Source organism: Salinimicrobium sediminilitoris, assembly GCF_020866905.1.
Lineage (GTDB): Bacteria > Bacteroidota > Bacteroidia > Flavobacteriales > Flavobacteriaceae > Salinimicrobium > Salinimicrobium sediminilitoris.
Map to the genome: position 1 here is coordinate 283754 of NZ_JAIVCC010000017.1, position 17907 is coordinate 301660.

At 39.6% G+C, this 17907-nt stretch carries 19 protein-coding genes; 13 read left to right on the plus strand and 6 right to left on the minus strand.

Translation table 11 applies throughout. The features are described from left to right. The first annotated feature begins 89 nt into the window (after positions 1 to 89). The 5 genes from LA313_RS16165 (at position 90) to LA313_RS16185 (ending at position 6736) form a co-directional block, all read left to right on the plus strand. Entirely contained in the window at positions 90 to 1490 is a 1401-nt protein-coding gene (locus LA313_RS16165; RefSeq protein WP_228916863.1) for a tetratricopeptide repeat protein, read from the plus strand. 32 nt (positions 1491 to 1522) lie between these two features. Further along, on the plus strand, positions 1523 to 2470 hold the full coding sequence (locus tag LA313_RS16170) for a DUF368 domain-containing protein (RefSeq protein ID WP_228916865.1): 948 nt from the start codon (positions 1523 to 1525) through the stop codon (positions 2468 to 2470). Beyond that, positions 2448 to 3470 carry a DUF368 domain-containing protein gene (locus LA313_RS16175; RefSeq protein ID WP_228916867.1) on the plus strand — a complete coding sequence of 341 codons (1023 nt, stop codon included), beginning with the start codon at positions 2448 to 2450 and terminating at the stop codon, positions 3468 to 3470. The genes LA313_RS16170 and LA313_RS16175 overlap by 23 nt, the downstream gene beginning before the upstream one ends. Next, positions 3463 to 4197, plus strand: a complete 735-nt coding sequence (locus LA313_RS16180; RefSeq protein ID WP_228916869.1) for a shikimate dehydrogenase family protein — start codon at positions 3463 to 3465, stop codon at positions 4195 to 4197. Before LA313_RS16175 ends, LA313_RS16180 begins: the two co-directional genes overlap by 8 nt. A gap of 112 nt (positions 4198 to 4309) precedes the next feature. Further along, complete coding sequence (locus tag LA313_RS16185; RefSeq protein ID WP_228916871.1) at positions 4310 to 6736, plus strand: DUF349 domain-containing protein; 2427 nt, start codon at positions 4310 to 4312, stop codon at positions 6734 to 6736. Between the two features lie 87 nt (positions 6737 to 6823). On the opposite strand, the gene mazG is transcribed toward LA313_RS16185, so the two are convergent. The 5 genes from mazG to ruvX form a co-directional block, all read right to left on the minus strand. Further along, entirely contained in the window at positions 6824 to 7597 is a 774-nt protein-coding gene (gene mazG, locus LA313_RS16190) for a nucleoside triphosphate pyrophosphohydrolase (protein WP_228916873.1), read from the minus strand. A 94-nt stretch (positions 7598 to 7691) separates the two neighbouring features. Further along, the gene (locus tag LA313_RS16195; RefSeq protein WP_228916874.1) at positions 7692 to 8150 is read right to left on the minus strand and encodes a DUF5606 family protein; all 459 of its coding nucleotides are present in this window, start codon (positions 8148 to 8150) and stop codon (positions 7692 to 7694) included. 57 nt (positions 8151 to 8207) lie between these two features. Beyond that, positions 8208 to 8798, minus strand: a complete 591-nt coding sequence (def, locus tag LA313_RS16200) for a peptide deformylase (protein ID WP_228916877.1) — start codon at positions 8796 to 8798, stop codon at positions 8208 to 8210. A 59-nt stretch (positions 8799 to 8857) separates the two neighbouring features. Continuing rightward, positions 8858 to 9214 (minus strand): four helix bundle protein, encoded by a 357-nt coding sequence (locus LA313_RS16205; RefSeq protein WP_228916880.1) that lies wholly within the window; start codon positions 9212 to 9214, stop codon positions 8858 to 8860. A gap of 47 nt (positions 9215 to 9261) precedes the next feature. Beyond that, complete coding sequence (ruvX, locus tag LA313_RS16210) at positions 9262 to 9669, minus strand: Holliday junction resolvase RuvX (protein ID WP_228916882.1); 408 nt, start codon at positions 9667 to 9669, stop codon at positions 9262 to 9264. Positions 9670 to 9892: 223 nt separating this feature from the next. Here ruvX and LA313_RS16215 point away from each other — a divergent pair, with 223 nt between their 5' ends. The 5 genes from LA313_RS16215 to LA313_RS16235 all read left to right on the plus strand — a co-directional run bounded on the left by LA313_RS16215 (position 9893) and on the right by LA313_RS16235 (position 14715). Next, positions 9893 to 10708: a 2,3,4,5-tetrahydropyridine-2,6-dicarboxylate N-succinyltransferase gene (locus tag LA313_RS16215; RefSeq protein ID WP_228916883.1), complete on the plus strand. Its 816-nt coding sequence runs from the start codon at positions 9893 to 9895 to the stop codon at positions 10706 to 10708. A 159-nt stretch (positions 10709 to 10867) separates the two neighbouring features. Next, complete coding sequence (locus tag LA313_RS16220; protein WP_228916885.1) at positions 10868 to 11959, plus strand: glycosyltransferase family 9 protein; 1092 nt, start codon at positions 10868 to 10870, stop codon at positions 11957 to 11959. Then, on the plus strand, positions 11956 to 12636 hold the full coding sequence (locus tag LA313_RS16225) for a phosphocholine cytidylyltransferase family protein (protein WP_228916887.1): 681 nt from the start codon (positions 11956 to 11958) through the stop codon (positions 12634 to 12636). The genes LA313_RS16220 and LA313_RS16225 overlap by 4 nt, the downstream gene beginning before the upstream one ends. Position 12637: 1 nt before the next feature. Beyond that, the gene (locus LA313_RS16230) at positions 12638 to 13675 is read left to right on the plus strand and encodes a CDP-glycerol glycerophosphotransferase family protein (protein WP_228916889.1); all 1038 of its coding nucleotides are present in this window, start codon (positions 12638 to 12640) and stop codon (positions 13673 to 13675) included. Positions 13676 to 13725: 50 nt separating this feature from the next. Continuing rightward, the gene (locus tag LA313_RS16235) at positions 13726 to 14715 is read left to right on the plus strand and encodes a Stealth CR1 domain-containing protein (protein WP_228916891.1); all 990 of its coding nucleotides are present in this window, start codon (positions 13726 to 13728) and stop codon (positions 14713 to 14715) included. Between the two features lie 24 nt (positions 14716 to 14739). On the opposite strand, the gene LA313_RS16240 is transcribed toward LA313_RS16235, so the two are convergent. Further along, on the minus strand, positions 14740 to 15486 hold the full coding sequence (locus LA313_RS16240; protein WP_228916893.1) for a lipopolysaccharide kinase InaA family protein: 747 nt from the start codon (positions 15484 to 15486) through the stop codon (positions 14740 to 14742). A gap of 288 nt (positions 15487 to 15774) precedes the next feature. Here LA313_RS16240 and LA313_RS16245 point away from each other — a divergent pair, with 288 nt between their 5' ends. From LA313_RS16245 to LA313_RS16255, 3 genes are all read left to right on the plus strand, one after another. After that, entirely contained in the window at positions 15775 to 16890 is a 1116-nt protein-coding gene (locus tag LA313_RS16245) for a glycosyltransferase family 4 protein (RefSeq protein ID WP_228916895.1), read from the plus strand. After that, positions 16874 to 17443: an L-threonylcarbamoyladenylate synthase gene (locus tag LA313_RS16250; RefSeq protein ID WP_228916896.1), complete on the plus strand. Its 570-nt coding sequence runs from the start codon at positions 16874 to 16876 to the stop codon at positions 17441 to 17443. The genes LA313_RS16245 and LA313_RS16250 overlap by 17 nt, the downstream gene beginning before the upstream one ends. Positions 17444 to 17518: 75 nt before the next feature. Continuing rightward, positions 17519 to 17893 (plus strand): GxxExxY protein, encoded by a 375-nt coding sequence (locus LA313_RS16255; RefSeq protein WP_228916897.1) that lies wholly within the window; start codon positions 17519 to 17521, stop codon positions 17891 to 17893. The last annotated feature ends 14 nt before the right edge of the window (positions 17894 to 17907 follow it).

A 17907-nucleotide genomic window follows, 5' to 3' on the forward strand; every position in this document is an offset into this window, starting at 1 on the left:
TTACTTTGTTAACAACAAATTTGTACTTTACCACGGTCGCTGTAGAACATTTATAACTTTAATACTGTAGAAATCAGTAAAAACTGCTTATGCTATTAAGCCATAACGAAGAAAACAATTTCTCCCTTACTCGTTTTGAATCGATGCTGAAGACAAATGATGTCTTATTTTTTGACTCCGAGGAGTTTGAAGGTATAATTCATTTCTATTTAGAGAATGGAAAAATTGCCCTTGCCAAGAAAGCTGTTAAACTGGGACTTTCACAACACCCTACCTCGGTAAACCTTAAATTACTTAAGGTTGAGATCCTTGTATTTGAAGACAAGCTTGACCAGGCCGAAGAAATACTGAACGAAATCTATGATCTGGAACCCTCTAACGAGGAAGTCTATATCCAAAAGGCCAACATACTATCCAAAAAGGACCAGCACCAGGAAGCTATTCATATGCTTGAGGTTGCTCTGGAAATGACGTATGATGAAGCCGATGTTTATTCCCTGCTGGGAATGGAATACCTGTTCCTGGAAGATTTTGAAAATGCGAAACAGAACTTTATGAAGTGCCTGGAAGCCGATGAGGAAGATTACTCGGCCCTGTACAACATCATGTATTGTTTCGATTTTCTTGAACAGAAGCAGGGAGCTATCGATTATCTTACAAAATTCCTTGACGGGAATCCATATTCTGAAGTAGGTTGGCACCAGCTGGGAAAACAATATTTCGATCTCAAGAACTATGTAAAGGCATTATCTGCCTATGAATTCGCGATCATTAGTGATGATACTTTTATAGGCGCTTACCTTGAAAAAGGAAAAGTGCTGGAAAAACTGGGCAGATATAACGAAGCCATTGAGAACTACACCATTACCATGGATCTTGATGACCCAACCTCCTTTGCTTATTTAAGGATTGGAAAATGCTACGAAAAACTGGGACTGGATGAATTGGCGTTAAAGAATTACCGTCAAACGGTTCATGAAGATCCCTTGTTGGACAAAGGCTGGATTGCCATCACCGACTTCTTTTACAAAAAAGGAAACCATCGTAAAGCCCTTTACTACATCAATAAAGCTATCAACATTGACAGCGAGAACGTATTGTACTGGAAAAGGTATGCCCGCATCAATAACAAATTGGAGCAACTTGAGGAGGCCGAAAGAGGTTACCGCAGGGCTCTTGAGCTGGGAAACTACGAATTGGAAACCTGGATCAAGCGATGCGATGTTCTTATTAACCTTGGAGAATTTGAAGCTGCAGTACAAAACCTGTTACAGGCTGTTGAGTTCTATCCTGAAACAGCCGAGATAGAATACCGTCTTGCCGGGCTGTATTTCATGCTGCACGAACCGGAAAAGGGTAATACGCACTTAAATAATGCCCTCAAGATGGATTCTGAATATTACATCATCATTGAGGAGCTTTTCCCTTCAATTTTCGCGAGGAAATCGGTGAAGGAGAAAATAAAAATGCACCTTAAATCTTGCAGTTAATTCTTTAACTTTGCGCACTTCAAAATTAGACAATGCGTAGAAGTTTTAAAGATTACCTTATTCTTACAGCAAAAGGAATGGCTATGGGAGCCGCAGATGTGGTTCCCGGAGTTTCCGGTGGTACCATAGCTTTTATTTCGGGTATATATGAGGAGCTCATTTCTACCATTAGCGGTGTGAAGATCGGGCTTTTGCAAACCTGGAAAAAGGACGGCTTCAAAGCCATGTGGACAGAGCTTAACGGGAACTTCATTGTTGCCCTGTTAGGTGGTATTCTGTTCAGCATCTTTACGGTGATGCGGCTTACAAATTATTTGCTGGAAGAACATCCAATTCTCATCTGGTCCTTCTTTTTTGGATTGGTCCTGGCAAGTGTATACTATGTCGCCAAACAGATTAAAAAATGGACTTTTAATGTATTTCTTTTTCTGGTCATTGGTGCCGGGGTGGCTCTTTACATCACTTCCCTGCCCCCGCTAACCGCAGCCGCAAGTGATCTCTATTTATTTTTTGCCGGGGCAATAGCAATTTGTGCCATGATACTGCCGGGAATTTCGGGAGCGTTTATTTTGGTTCTATTAGGCGCATATAAAACTGTTAGTGAAGCCGCTCACGAATTCGACCTGAAGATCCTGGGCATTGTAGCTTTGGGGGCAGTGTTTGGATTGCTATCTTTTTCACGTCTCCTCAAATGGCTTTTTGCGAATTACAGCACTCTTACCCTCGCCACTTTGACAGGTTTTATTGCCGGTTCGTTAAATAAGATCTGGCCATGGAAGCTGCAACTGGAAACAGTAAGGATCGGGGACAAGATAATTACCCTTAGAGACGAATCTGTAATGCCGTGGAATTTTGAAGCAGAACCTCATACCCTACCGGCAATGGTTCTTATGCTTGCAGGGTTTGCCCTTATTCTTATCTTAGAGGGCCTCGCAGAAAAAAAGCCGGTGCAGGAAAATGCAGCAAACCCGAACGTATAGCGATAAAGTATTTCTGGTCATCAAAGGCATCTTGATGGGTGCCGCAAATAAAGTTCCCGGAGTTTCCGGAGGAATGGTCGCATTTGTTGGAGGTTTTTACGAGGAATTCATTTTTTCCCTGAGGCGTTTCAACATAAATTCCCTCAAACTTATTGTAAACGGAAGGTTTCGCAGCCTGTGGTACTACACAAACGGTCGCTTCCTTTCCCTGCTCATCCTGGGGATGGTGATAAGTTATTTTTCCGTTTCCCTGTTGCTGGATTACCTAATCACCCACTATGAACTCTACGTCTGGGCCTCTTTTTTCGGGATGATCCTGGGCTCGATCTACTACATAAGCAAGGATTTTGAGGAATGGAACCGCCGCAACATAGGTTTTATGCTGCTGGGTATCATTGCCGGAGTGAGCATTAGTTTTCTCGAACCTGCCGCTCAGAATGACAACCTGTGGTTTGTCTTTTTCTGCGGAATTGTAGGAGTCTCAGGCATGACGCTACCTGGCCTTTCGGGTTCGTTTATTCTCATCCTGTTGGGCAATTATGTACTGCTCCTGGTAGATTCTGTAAATGCTCTTTACCTTACTTTATCTGAAATTTTTCAGCTGGATTTTTCTTTTCTGAATAATGAAGACAGATTACGCCTGCTAGAGGTGTTGCTCGTATTTACAGCAGGATCAATCACCGGACTCGTCTCTTTATCTCATATTTTAGGCTACCTGCTGAAGCAATATAAAAACGCCACATTTGCAGTGATCATTGGATTTATCACGGGTTCCCTGGGAGTTGTGTGGCCTTGGAAAGAAGCTGAATTTCGTAAGGATACCGAAGGTGTTTTTCTACTTGACCAAAAGGGCAACAAGATCATAGATAATTATGACAGGTATATTCCGCAACTCGATGAGCTTAGTACCTGGATCGCAATTTTCTTTATACTTGCGGGAACTTTCCTGGTCCTTTGGCTGGCTATAGCCGAACTTAAAAACAGAAAATCTTATGCGTAAATTTGGGCTGGTAGGCCGCAACATTTCCTATTCTTTCTCGCGGAAGTTTTTTTCTGAAAAATTTGAACGGGAAGGTATTGCCGCTGTTTATGAAAACTTCGATCTGGAAGACATCAAGGAGTTTCCTGAAGTTATTATTAACAACCCGGAACTAAAAGGGCTGAATGTAACCATTCCATACAAGGAAACGATTTTGCCTTTTTTGGATAACCTTGACCCGATTGCCGAAGAAATAGGGGCGGTAAACACTATTAAAGTTTCTGGAGATGGCCAATTAACGGGCTATAATACCGATTATTTCGGCTTTACTGAAGCACTTAAACCTCACCTGAAGCCACATCATCAAAACGCATTTATCCTTGGTACCGGCGGTGCTTCCAAAGCAATCGATTACGCCCTGAGATCTTTGAACATAAACACAAGATTTGTTTCCCGGTCACCTTCCAAAAATGCCATTTCGTATGAAGATCTTTCTAAAGAAAACCTTGCCACACATACTGTGATCGTCAATACCACACCCCTTGGCACCTACCCAAAAATTGAAGAATTTCCGGCCCTTCCTGTACAGCATCTTAATACACAGCACCTGCTTTTTGATCTTATTTACAACCCTTCAAAAACCGCATTAATGCAGCTGGCCGAATCTGGCGGAGCCACCGTTCTAAACGGGCAGAAAATGCTGGAACTTCAGGCTTTGAAAGCCTGGGAAATTTGGATCCGGGGATAGCCGCTTCAGCTCATTTTTCCGTTTATAAATAGCCGCAATCCCTTGTTAGGTACGCGGGGAGTTGTTATCTTTCACGTTTATTACTGAATAGTGAACCTTAACATTGAAAGATATGTCTGAGAAAGATAAACTGTCCAACCAGGAGCAGCCGGAGAAAGAGAATAATGACTTGAATTCCCAAGCCGAAAATCCTGTAAATAAGACAGAAAAAACAGCTGAAAAACCTTCCGAAGAAAAGGAAGATAAAGACCACATTGCCGATGCTATGGTAGATGAAGGAAAATCTGCCGAAGAAAAGAGAAATGCCGAACCCGGCACCTCTGCAGAAGCGGCTTTGGATAGTGATGATGAGGAGGAAGGAGAAACGGCTTCTCAGAAAAAAGAAACTACAGCATCTGCTGCAAAAAAACCTGTTTCAGAAGTGAAAACTTCAGACAAAACAGAAGATAAAGATTCTATTGAAGATGCTATGGTAGATGAAGCACAGTCGACCGAAGATAAGAAAACGGCCGAACCTGCCACTTCTCCCGAAGCAGCTTTGGAGACAGATGATGAAGACGCAGAGAAAGCAGCTTCAGCTTCTAAGGAAAAAGAAACTGGGGAGAAGACTTCGGGTGAAAAATCTGAGGCCAAAAATCCATTTTTTGACTCCTCCAGTCCGGGTACTTCAGACGAAAAGGTAGAGAAGGAATCTTCCGAAGAAAGTGAAGAGGAAGAAAGTCCTGCGCCGAAGAAAGCCCGCGATGCACAAAGCGAGATGGAAGAATCTGTAGCCGAAGAAAGTGAAGACGAGACTGCAGGAGAGCGCCACGGTATTGAGAAGAAGGATTACCATGCGATGAGCAAGGAAGCCCTGGCCGATGAGCTGGAAAAACTTCTAAAAAATGAAAAGGTACAGGCTATCAAAGAGCACGTGGAAGAAATACGTGCCGAGTTCAATGCCAAGTTGGACGAGGAGATAGAAGAAAAAAAGGAAGAATTTCTTGCCGATGGCGGAAATATCATTGATTTCCACTACTCTACCCCTTTAAAGAAGAGATTTAATTCCCTGTATTTCGATTACAAGGAAAAACGAAATAAATATTACCAGCAACTCAAGCAGGACCTCAACAAGAACCTGGAGAGAAGACTGGAAATAATTGAAGAATTAAAAGGTTTGATCGATGTTGAAGAGAACATCAACACCACCTACAAGCACTTTAAAGATTTGCAGGATCGCTGGAAAACGGCAGGTCCTATCCCAAGGGACAAGTACAATACCGTTTGGAATACTTATCACCATCACGTAGAGAATTTCTATGATTTTCTACACCTTAACAGGGAGTTTCGTGATTTGGATTTCAAGCACAACCTGGAGCAAAAATTAAAGATCATTACCCGCGCAGAGGAACTCACACAGGAAGCCGATACTAACCGTGCTTTCCGGGAGTTACAAATGCTCCACAAGATGTGGAAGGAAGATCTGGGACCGGTAGAGAAAGAATACCGGGATGACATTTGGCAAAAGTTTAGTGATGCCACTAAACAGATCCATGATAAAAGGCAGGAGTTTTTTGCGCAGATGGAAAAGGATTTTGAGAAAAACCTTGAAAAAAAGCAGCAGATCATTGAGCAGATAAAAGAAATAGCTTCAGAAAGTTATAAGTCTCACAGGCAGTGGCAACAAAAGATCACCGAAGTTGAAGCTTTACGGGAAGCCTTTTTCAATGCGGGAAAAGTGCCGCGTCACGTAAACGATGAGACCTGGAAGAAATTCAAGGAGGCCGTACGTAGTTTTAATCGCAATAAAAATGCTTTTTATAAGAACCAGAAAAAAGAGCAATACGAGAACCTGGAGAAAAAACAGGAACTCGTTAAGTTAGCCGAAGAGCATAAGGATAGCGACGATTTTAAGGCCACTACGCCGCTTATGAAAAAGATCCAGACCGACTGGAAAAATATTGGACATGTTCCCCGCAAGGATAGCGACAAGATCTGGAAAAAATTTAAGGCAGCCTGTAATCATTATTTCGACAGACTTCATGCTTCCAGAAATGAAGAAAACCAGGAAGAAAACGAAGCCTTTGATCAAAAGAAGGAGCTCCTGGAAAAACTGAAAATTGTAGAACTATCCGGCGATCGTAAACAAGATCTTCCTACCATTAAGAACTTTATTGAAGAGTGGAAGAAACTTGGACGTGTCCCGCACACCAAGCGTTATATAGAAGGAAAGTTCAACAAAGCCCTTGATCAGGCTTTCGATAAGCTCGACCTGGACAAAAAACAGAGTGAGATGCTTAAGTACGAAAACAAAGTACAGGCTCTTGAAAATTCTGATGATTCCAGAAAACTGAATAATGAGCATTATTTCCTCACCAAAAAGATAGAGGAAACAAAGGCAGAAATAAGACAGCTGGAAAACAACCTGCAGTTTTTCTCAAATGTAGATGATAAGAATCCACTGGTACAGGATGTTCACAAGAACATTCAAAACCAGAAGGACCAGCTAAAGATTTGGAAAGAGAAGCTGGAAAAAGTAAAATCCCTTTACGATCAATAAGACCTAAACGGGCTTTAAAATGAAAAACACCTCTCTAAAATGACATTTTTAGAGAGGTGTTTTTATATGGTCCTTACCTAAAGCTGCTTATATCTGCTTAGCCTCTTCCCAGTAGACATCCATTTCGGCCAGGGTCATATCTTTAAGGCTCTTATTTTGCTCCTTAGCTTTACCTTCCAGGTACTGGAACCGTTTAATAAATTTCTTATTCGTACGCTCCAGGGCATCCTCGGGATTTACTTTTAGGAATCGGGCGTAATTGATCATACTGAACATCACATCCCCAAACTCCTCCTCTATCTTTTGTTGATTTTCTGAGTTGATCTCATGTTGGAGTTCTTCCAGCTCTTCCTGTAGCTTTTCGAATACCTGTTGTGGCTCCTCCCAGTCAAATCCAACCCCGGCAACTTTATCCTGGATCCTGCTGGCTTTCACAAGGGCCGGCAAAGATGCAGGTACGCCTTCCAGGACACTCTTTTTGCCTTCCTTTAGTTTTAGCTGTTCCCAGTTTCTCTTCACATCTTCCTCATCGTTCACTTTTGTGTCGCTGTAGATGTGGGGATGGCGGCTAATTAATTTTTCAGAGATACCATTTGCAACGTCTGCGATATCAAAATCCTTAGTCTCGCTCCCGATTTTTGAATAGAAGACGATGTGCAGTAAAAGATCTCCCAGCTCTTTTTTCACCTCCTGCAAGTCATTGTCGAGAATGGCATCGCCCAATTCATAAGTTTCTTCGATGGTAAGGTGCCGCAGACTTTCCAGAGTTTGCTTGCGATCCCAGGGACATTGCTCCCGCAATTCGTCCATTATTGTGAGTAGCCTGTCAAAGGCTTTGAGCTGTTCTTGTCGTGAATTCATTTTCATGATCTTTAAGAAAGGAAAGGTAAGTTTTACTCAAATAAAAAACCAACTGAGAACAGTTGGTTTTTTATTTATAATTCCTGGAAGGCTATTATTCTTCGCCTAAGGAGTCTTTTGTAGCTTTTTCGGTTTCGGCTGTTTCTTCCGAAGCTTTTTCATCCGGCTTACTAAAGTCGGTGTAACCTTTACTCACCAAAAGGTTGTACCACTGGATGATCTTTTTGATGTCGCTTACATACACACGATCCTCATCATAATCGGGCAGTACTTCACTAAAGTATTCTTCCAGTTTTGCCTTGGATTCTTTGTGGCTTATTGCCTCTCCCCCGTTCTCTTTATCATAGATCTTCTGGAAGACCTCACGCAATGGGATTTCTTCAGTATACGTATATATGGCGATCTCACTCAACAGGCTCACATTGTGACGCATGTTTACAGAGATCTTTTTTCCGTCTAACATAGATTCAGCTACAAAACCTCCGCGGGTTTGTGCTTTAAGTTCATACAATCCCGGTTTTCCGGAAATTGACAACACTTTATCTAACTTCATATTTTTTTAATTTTTGGAAGGCAAATATCTTACCTCCTGCCTAGAAAACAAAACTAATTAACGGCCTTTTTTAAGTTCGGGGAACTTCATGCGGTAATCTACCTGTATCTTTCCCTTAGAAATGTTGGAAAGCTTGCCTTTAATAAGCCTCTTTTTAAGACTACTTAGCTTATCTGTAAATAAAATACCTTCTATATGGTCGTATTCATGCTGTATCACCCGCGCCGCAATACCTTTATACTCCTCCACGTGTTTATTAAAATCTTCGTCAAAATATTCAATCTTGATCTCGGGTTTTCTAAATACGTCTTCTCTTACTTCAGGAATGCTTAGACAGCCTTCATTAAAAGCCCACTCGTCACCCGTCTCCTCCACAATTTTTGCATTGATAAACACCTTCTTTAAAGAAGCCAGTTCCTTTTGTTCTTCTTCAGAAAGTTCTACGTCTTCAGCAAAAGGAGAGGTATCTACAAGAAATATTCTAATTGGCAACCCTACCTGTGGTGCCGCGAGCCCAACTCCATATGCGCCATACATGGTCTCCCACATATTATCCAAAAGCTGTTTCAACTTGGGGTAATCCTCCGGAATATCTTTGGCTTTCTTTCTTAATACCGGATCTCCGTATGCTGTGATTGGTAATACCATTCTTTAATGAATATTGTATATTTTATATTGAATAATTTATAATCTATATTTTCTTAAAACTACTTCAAGTTCTTCAGAGCAGTAATTCGGGAAGCAATAAAAATTGAAGTCAATTCTTTAGCTTCCTTTAGCGCCTCATTAAAATCAACATGTTTTGCCATACCCTCATCTCTCAAAAATTCAAGCCAGAAAATACACTCATCTGCTTCCTCAATTACTATTCCTAACTTGGAAATAAATGCTCTTTTTGACTGACCAAGACATGCTGCCCTGTAATTGGCCGCCACAGAGGTAGAGCTCCTAATTAATTGTCCTTCAATATGACTTCCCAGCTTATTCTTTGGCAACTCAACTGCCAGTTTAACACATTTGTGAGCAAAAAGATTTGATCTTTTCTTGATTTCTTCCTTCATCATCTTTTTATATTGAATCCAATATTCAATATACCATATTCAATATAAAATCACTTATAAAGGTATGACTGCAGTATAATAGTTGCGCTTATCTCATCTACAAGGGCTTTATTTTGTCGCTGCTTTTTTTTGAGACCGCTGTCGATCATGGACTGGAATGCCATTTTAGAGGTAAAACGTTCATCAACTCTTTCGAGTTTCATTTCGGGAAAATTTTCATTGAACTTCTTCAGGAATTCCTGGATGCTCACTTCACTGAGAGAAGCAGTATTGTCCATTTGTTTAGGCTCTCCCAAGAGGACAAGTTCTACATTTTCATCAGAAAAATATTTTTTTAGAAAAGGCAGCAGTTCGGCCGTAGGAACTGTAGTTAATCCCGAAGCTATGATCTGTAGCTCATCGGTAACTGCAATTCCGGTGCGTTTTGTGCCGTAATCTATTGCCAGTATTCTGCCCATAATTCGGCGGCAAAGATACGGGTTAATTCGTGAACCTAAAAATGGGTAACAACCGCAGCGCCACTCAAGGCTTCAGCTAATCTAAGTTAAATGTATTACCTTCGCACGACAGGCAGCCTGCATAAAAAACCTCTGTAAAAGGTCATTTTCAGCAGGTTTTTCTGCTTAAAATTCCACTTCTTAAGTGGAAGCATATTTAATTAAAAGAAATAAAATTTTCAAAATGGAACATCTTAAAGAGATCATAGAAAAAGCGTGGGACGACAGGGATCTTCTCAATAAAACTGAAACTACAAATGCCATAAGGGAAGTAATTGATTTGCTCGACGAAGGAAAACTGCGGGTTGCCGAACCTGTAGCCGATGGCTGGCAGGTAAATGAATGGGTAAAAAAGGCTGTAGTACTATATTTCCCTATTCAAAAGATGGAAACCCTTGAAGCCGGGATCTTTGAGTATCATGATAAAATTCCACTAAAAAGAGGTTATAAAGAAAAAGGAATAAGAGTAGTTCCCAATGCAGTAGCAAGACATGGAGCTTATATTTCCAGCGGAGTCATTTTGATGCCAAGTTACGTAAACATTGGTGCTTATGTTGATGAAGGTACGATGGTAGACACCTGGGCAACTGTTGGAAGCTGCGCCCAAATTGGCAAAAATGTGCATTTGAGCGGCGGCGTTGGTATTGGCGGGGTATTGGAACCCTTACAGGCGGCGCCGGTAATTATTGAAGATAATGCCTTTTTAGGATCCAGAAGTATCGTTGTTGAAGGAGTGAAAGTGGAAAAAGAAGCGGTTCTTGGAGCTAATGTTGTTCTAACTGCCTCCACCAAGATCATTGACGTAACCGGGGATGAGCCGGTAGAGATGAAGGGACTTGTGCCTGCGCGTTCTGTAGTGATACCCGGAAGCTACACCAAGAAATTTCCGGCGGGAGAATACCAGGTGCCATGCGCTTTGATCATTGGAAAACGAAAAGAGAGCACCAATAAGAAAACTTCTCTAAATGATGCTTTGAGAGAACACAATGTAGCAGTTTAGGTTGTTGAAACCTTGTAATACAATAGAAAGGTTGTTTGAAAGTTCGGTTTAATCTCAACCTGAAATTTTTCAGGCTCTAACCGGCTTAGGTAATATGATTCTGAAAATAAATTCAGAAGTACGATTAGCTAGATACTCAAACAACCTCCAACAGGAGCTATGAAGATACTTGTGATTCAGCAGAAAATGATAGGGGATGTACTTACGTCCTCTATCTTGTTTGAAGCCCTTCGGAAGAAATATCCTGAAGCAGAACTGCATTATCTTATTCAGCCTCACACCCGGCCGGTTGTTGAAAATAATCCTTATATCAACAAACTGGTCATTTATGATCCGGCTCTTAATAAAAATCCGGTCAATTTTCTGTTTTTCGGAAAGCAGATAAGGAAAGAAGGCTACACTCATGTGATCGACATCTACTCCAAAATAAGCACGGGAATGATATCGCTGTTTACAGGAGCCAGCTGTAGGCTGGGTTACCATAAGAAATACACCAGTTATTTCTACACCAAAACCTTTACACCTGTTAAGGAGCCGGCTACATCTGCAGGATTGGCTATAGAAGACCGGATGCAGTTTCTACAGGGACTTCAAAAAGATTTTCCGAAACATTCGCGACCAAAGATATACCTGGACAACCTACAGAAGAAAAAAGCCGCAGTAAATTTACAAGCAGGAGGAGTTTCTTTTGAAAAACCTTTGATCATGTGCGGCGTGCTCGGAAGCTCAAAAAACAAAAGTTACCCATCTTCTTATATGGCCGCTTTATTAGATAAGATGGTGGCGCAGGTAGAAAATTGTCAAATTTTATTCAATTACTCCCCCTGCCAGGAAAAAGAAGCTCTTGCAATTTACAATCATTGTACTCCGGTCACCAGATCCAGAATATTTTTAGAGCTTTATGCCAGGGAACTGCAGGACTTCATTGCCAATTGTGCCACCTGTGATCTTTTTATAGGCAATGAAGGTGGTGCAGCCAACATTGCCAAAGCCTTAAAGATTCCCTCGTTTTCCATACATTCTCCTTCTGTAAAAAAAAATTACTGGGGAATTTACGAGGATGGAGACAGGAATGTTTCGGTACATTTGAAGGACTTTCAAAAAGAAGCACTTAAAGGCTTATCAACCAAGGAGATCACAAAAAATGCTGCAGGTTTTTATGAACTGCTGGAGCCAAACCTTATCTTCGCCAAACTGAATCCTTTTTTACAGAAGGTGATTTTGAAAAAATCTGAAGAAAAGTACTTATGAAAATTGTCATTTTAGCCGCAGGTATAGGTTCAAGATTAGGAAATCCTTTCCCGAAGCCCCTCACACCGTTAAAAGGAGGAAAAAGCATTATGGAAAAACAGGTTGAGAACTTTTCTGAATATTTTAATGAACATGACATTTCTGTGGTTGTAGGTTTTAAAAAAGACCTCATCATGGAACGTTTTCCCGACCTCACTTATATCTACAACCAGTTCTTCGATGCCACCAACACCTCAAAGAGCCTTTTAAAGGCACTTAAAAAGTATAGAAATGAAGATGTTCTTTGGATCAATGGAGATGTTATCTTTGATTCCGAACTCTTTTCTGTATTGAACAGAGAAATCGAAGCCAGGCATTCCTTTGTCGCTGTCAACACTTCTCGTGTTGCCGAAGAAGAGGTCAAATACACCCTCAAAAATGGCAAAATCGACGAACTTTCCAAGCAGGTAAAAAATGGTCTTGGAGAAGCTGTGGGTATTAATTTTGTGACAAAACAAGATATGCCGGTACTGCTTGAACAACTTGAGAACTGCGATGACAACGACTATTTTGAGCGCGGAATTGAAAAGGCCATTGCAGAAAATAACATGCAGGTCAACGCCGTTGATATTTCAGATTTTCGATGTATGGAAGTAGATTTTAAAGAAGATCTTGAAGTTGCAAACAACCTCTTTTAAAATGAAATTCGTTCTCTTTTGTCAATACCCTTATGCTTTCGGAATTCTGGAACCTATCATGCAGGTACTAAAGGAAAGAAAACAGGATTACCTTTGGTTTCTTACCGAAAATCTTAAAGAAAGCTTTCCCTTTCAAGATGAACCGCACACCTTTGATCTTGAAAAACTGGTATCCTATAATAGTGATGCCATCTTCTGCCCCGGGAATGAGGTGCCACATTACGTGCGGGGTGTAAAGACGCAAATCTTCCACGGGCTGGCAGGAGAAAAAAAAGGTCATTTTAAAATTCGTCATTATTTCGATCTTTACCTTACACAAGGGCCATTTTTCACGCGCCGTTTTAACAGAATGAGGAGAAGGCACCGCAACTATGAAGTAGTTGAAACAGGTTGGCCAAAACTTGATATCTACGGAAAGAAAGCTGACAAGTACAACTCTGATAAAGCCACTCTACTAGAAAAACATAAAGCGTCAAAAATGATACTTTATGCTCCTACCTTTTCCCCCTCACTTACCTCAGGTTCATTTTTACTGAAGGAGCTTGAAAAACTGGTTCAGAAAAAGGACTACCTCATCCTGATAAAGTTCCACGATAAGATGGCCGCCGAATTGATCCAACAATACCGAAAACTGGCAGCCGACAATAAAAATGTTATTTTTGAAGAGGAACCGAATATTGTGAAATTCCTGCTGATGGCTGATCTGCTTATAAGCGACACCTCGTCTGTAGTTTATGAATTTCTGTTACTCGACAAGCCGGTGATCACCTTCAGGAATAACTCCGAAAACATCTTGTGGAGCGACATAAAAGATGCTTCCCAACTGCAGCAGGCAGTAGAAAAAAATCTGCAACAAGATCCTTATCGGGAAGAGAGAAAAGAGGTCATTTCAAGCTATCATCCTTACAGTGATGGCAAATCTGCCGAAAGAATGGTTGATGCCGTGGAACAATATATTGCTGAACACGGTGTACCGGAAAGACGTCGTCTCCCCTTCCTTCGAAGGAGAAAAATGAACAGGATGTTTAGAAGGAAATAATGATATCTTTCCAAACCAAAATCTGATTACCTGGATTAAACTAATATCAAATGACAGAACCTCTAGAAAATATTCAAGTTGATGCCGTTATAACCTGGGTGAATGGAAATGATAAAAATTGGCAGAAAAAAATAAATACTTATTCTGAATCGAAAATAAATTTCTCTTCTGAAAATCATCTTAAACGGTACAATTCAATTGGAGAAGTTGACATTGCGATCAAGTCTATAATTAAGTTTGCTCCATTTATTAAGAACATTTTTTTAGTAACCGATGATCAATTTCCTGAATCTTTTAATTCCTTAAAATCATTAGCTCAAAAAAAAGGGGTGAACTTAGAACTGGTCGATCATAAAGTTATTTTTAACGGATTTGAAGAATATCTCCCCACCTTCAACTCGTGCTCAATTATATCTATGTTATTTAAAATCCCCAACTTGTCTGAGCACTTTATCATTTTTAATGATGATACTTTTTTAATGAAAGAAGTTTCCGTAAATGATTTCTTTATCAATGGAGAACCAATTATAAGAGGTGAATGGCAACCTTTTAATGAAAATAAAACATTAAGAAAATCCTACCGTGAAGTTTTGACTTTTTTAAATATCCGGAAAAAAAAGGATAAGATCAGTTTCAAGACATTACAACAAAACAGCGCCAAATTGGCTCAAATGGATAAATATGTTAGACGTTTCCACACGCCGGTTAGTGTGAGAAGGTCAACATTAACAAACTTCTTTAAGGAAGATACTCTACTTAGAAAGAATATCCAACACAGGTTTAGAAATCAAGATCAATTTCTTTTATCTTCTTTATCTGAGCATTTGGAAATTAAAAATGGTACTTATCATTATCGCAATTCTTCACAATTAACATACTTTAGGTCCTATAAAAAGCTATGGATGACCAAGTTAAAGTTGAAGTGGTATAAAGAAAACCAGAGTAAACTCTTCATTACATTTCAAAGTTTGGATATGGCAAACGATAAAATATTGAATTATATTTTGAATTGGATAGAAGAACGATTAGAAAAAAACTAAGAAGTTCTTTAAAAATCTATTATTTTATTTCTGTTTAAACTTTTTCTTTATCCTTTCTTTTTTATCACGTTTTGTAAAAAAGCTTTGATTGAAATGCCACATTTGATCAAAAACTTCCGATGAAGGCCGCCCTGTTTGCTTTGCATATTCATCTGCCATGATCTCGTAAATCGCTCTTTCCCTGGTTAAACGTTTAAAATTCTGCATTCTTTCAGTGAAACTTAAACTTTTAAAATTCATCCTGTTAAGGTCAACCAGGTAAAATTTAAAAACATTTTCATTGATTTGGATTAAGGTATTTCCGGGGGAATGATCTAAGAATTCTATTTCTTTTTCATGTAGCTGAAAGGTAAATCGGGTAAAAGCCCGCAGGATTTCTTCATGGCCTTTCTTTTCCAAATTCAAATCTCTGAAAGTAAGATCATAATCGAGTTGCTCACTTACATAAAAACTTTTTAGAAAGGCCACGGAAGTCACTTCTTCAGCATAAGCAACGGGTGCCGGGGTGTTGATTCCTCTCTTTAAAAGTTCCTGAGCATAATTAAAAGATCTTTCCGCTTTTGATTTTCTGAAGAAACGATATGCAATTTTATTTACAGCATTGGGAATTTTAAAAGCCTTGATGTTAAGTTTTTTTTCTTTGAGCGATACTACCTTTACAACATTTCTTTTGCCCGGGCCGATTTTACGTCCCTCGTTTTCAAAATTGTCAAGAGTCTGAAAAATTTCCTCTTTATAAGAAGAATATGCTTCATCTATGATTACTTTCATATTATTTCCCGAACTTTTCAGCAAAGTTAGCTTTTTGAGTTTGCATTAACTTTAAACTTCAGAAAATATAGACTTCTTTCTACTACAATAAAATTTGAGGGTAATTATTTTTCGGTATATCCCTACAATAAATATATCCACTCCCTAAACAAACATTAGAGAATCACAGGTGCATAACAGGCAAAAATAGCAAACTAAAACCCTGTTTTTGCATTCATCTCTACTTGATCAGATTTATTTTACCTTCGCAGTTATAGCCATTGAAAAGGCGGGTACAGAAAAAGTTTTATGAGAATCCTTCATTTATCGGCAGTAAGAAATTGGGGCGGCGGTGAAAAACATATTGAAAACCTGTGCCTGGAGATGGCTAAAAATCATCCCGAAGTATTCAATATTATTCTGTGCAGGAAAGGAAGCCTTTTTGAGCAGAGTCTTATAAAGCAAAATCTCAAGCATTATACCTCTCCTGTCTTTACAAATTTTGACTTTAGATATGCGCTGAAAATAATTTCTGTCTGCAAGAAAGAAAATATTGACCTTATTCATATTCACGACCCCAAAGCTCTTGCATTGGCTGTGGCTATAGATAAATTCAAAGACCTCCCTCCTTTTATCTTCAGTAAAAAAACCTCTTTTCCAATCCGTTCCCGACGGCAAACCTTGTACAAGTACAATTATCCGAAAATTAAAAAGATCCTTTGTGTTTCCGAAGCAACCAGAGAGATAAGTTTAGCTGCCCTTGACCACCATGAACGTCTGGAAGTAATTTATCACGGGACCAGTTTGAAAAACAAGGACACAAAACCCCCTTTTTTGATAGCGAACAAGTACAATCTTCCCGATGATGCAGTTATAATTGGAAACATTGCAAATCATATTGAGGCAAAAAACCTGGAAACTCTTGTTCAAACTGCCAACTACCTGGTCAACCAAAAGAAGCAGAAAAACTTATATTTTTTCCAGGTGGGTAACTTCAGTCAGGAAACCAAAACCCTTAAAAACTTGGTTCGGGAACTGGGATTGGAAAATCATATTTTCTTTACAGGATACATTCCTGAAGCTTCAGCATTTATCCCGCAGTTTGACATGATGCTGCTCACTTCAGAAAGTGAAGGAATTCCGCAGGTGATCTATGAATCTTTTTACTATAATGTCCCGGTAGTGAGCACAAATGTTGGAGGAATACCTGAAGTCATAGAAAATAATGTTAATGGTCTTTTGAATGATCCCTACGATCATAAAGGGTTAGGTGAAAACCTGTTGTTTTTGATTGAAAATCCACAGGTAATCCCGAACTTTGCAAAAATTTCCAGGGAAAAACTGTTTAAGCACTTTACCAGCCGCATCATGGCAGGAAAAACTCTGGAAGCTTATAAAAATACTTTAAATGGTAGACTACACTGAAGAACTCAACAATGCCTTAGCCGTCCTTAAGAGAGGTGGAATCATTTTATATCCTACAGACACAGTTTGGGGGATAGGCTGTGATGCCACAAATGCAGACGCAATAGACAAAATTTTCGCCCTGAAGAAAAGAAGCGAGGAAAAAGCGTTGATTTGCCTGGTTTCAGATTTTAAAATGCTCAACCAGTTCGTGGAGGAAGTTCCTGAAGTAGCTTATGATATTCTGAAGTATGCGGCTAAACCCACAACAATTATCTACGACAAACCGATTAGAGTTGCCGAAAATCTTGTTGGCAAGGATAACACCCTCGGGATAAGAGTAACCAAAGATGAATTTTGTCAAAAACTGATAAAAAAATTAAAAAGACCATTGGTTTCTACTTCGGCAAACCTTAGCCGGGATCCTACCCCTGAAGTATTTGGACAGATCAACGCAGAAATTTTAAAAGGTGTGGACTATGTGGTAAATTTGCAACAGTCTATTAAAACCCCAAAACCTTCGGCAATAATCAAGCTTGGCAACGACGGAAAAGTGCAGGTGATTCGGAAATAAAATAGTAAAAAGGCCACGAATACACAAATAATTAGTAGCTCTCACTCGGATGTGTAAAACTGAATCGTAAAATATATGGCCAATATTTTATATAAAGATGAAAGTTATGCTCTTGTAGGTGCGCTGTTCGAAGTATACAACAATCTCGGGAGTGGTTTTTCGGAAATAGTATACAAGGATGCTTTGGAGTATGAACTTAAAAACAGGAAAATTCAATTTACACGAGAAAAAGAATTTTCCGTTTCCTATAAAGATATCATTCTCCCACATAAGTTCTATGCAGATTTTGTGGTGGACGAAAAAATAATATTAGAGATTAAAGCGGTGGAAAATTCGCATGATAAATTTTTTGCTCAGTGTATTAACTACCTGAAAGCTTCAAATTGCCGATTAGCAATTTTAGCCAATTTTCACAAGGATTTACTCGACCATCGCAGGATACTATTATAAATTTATTCGTGTAT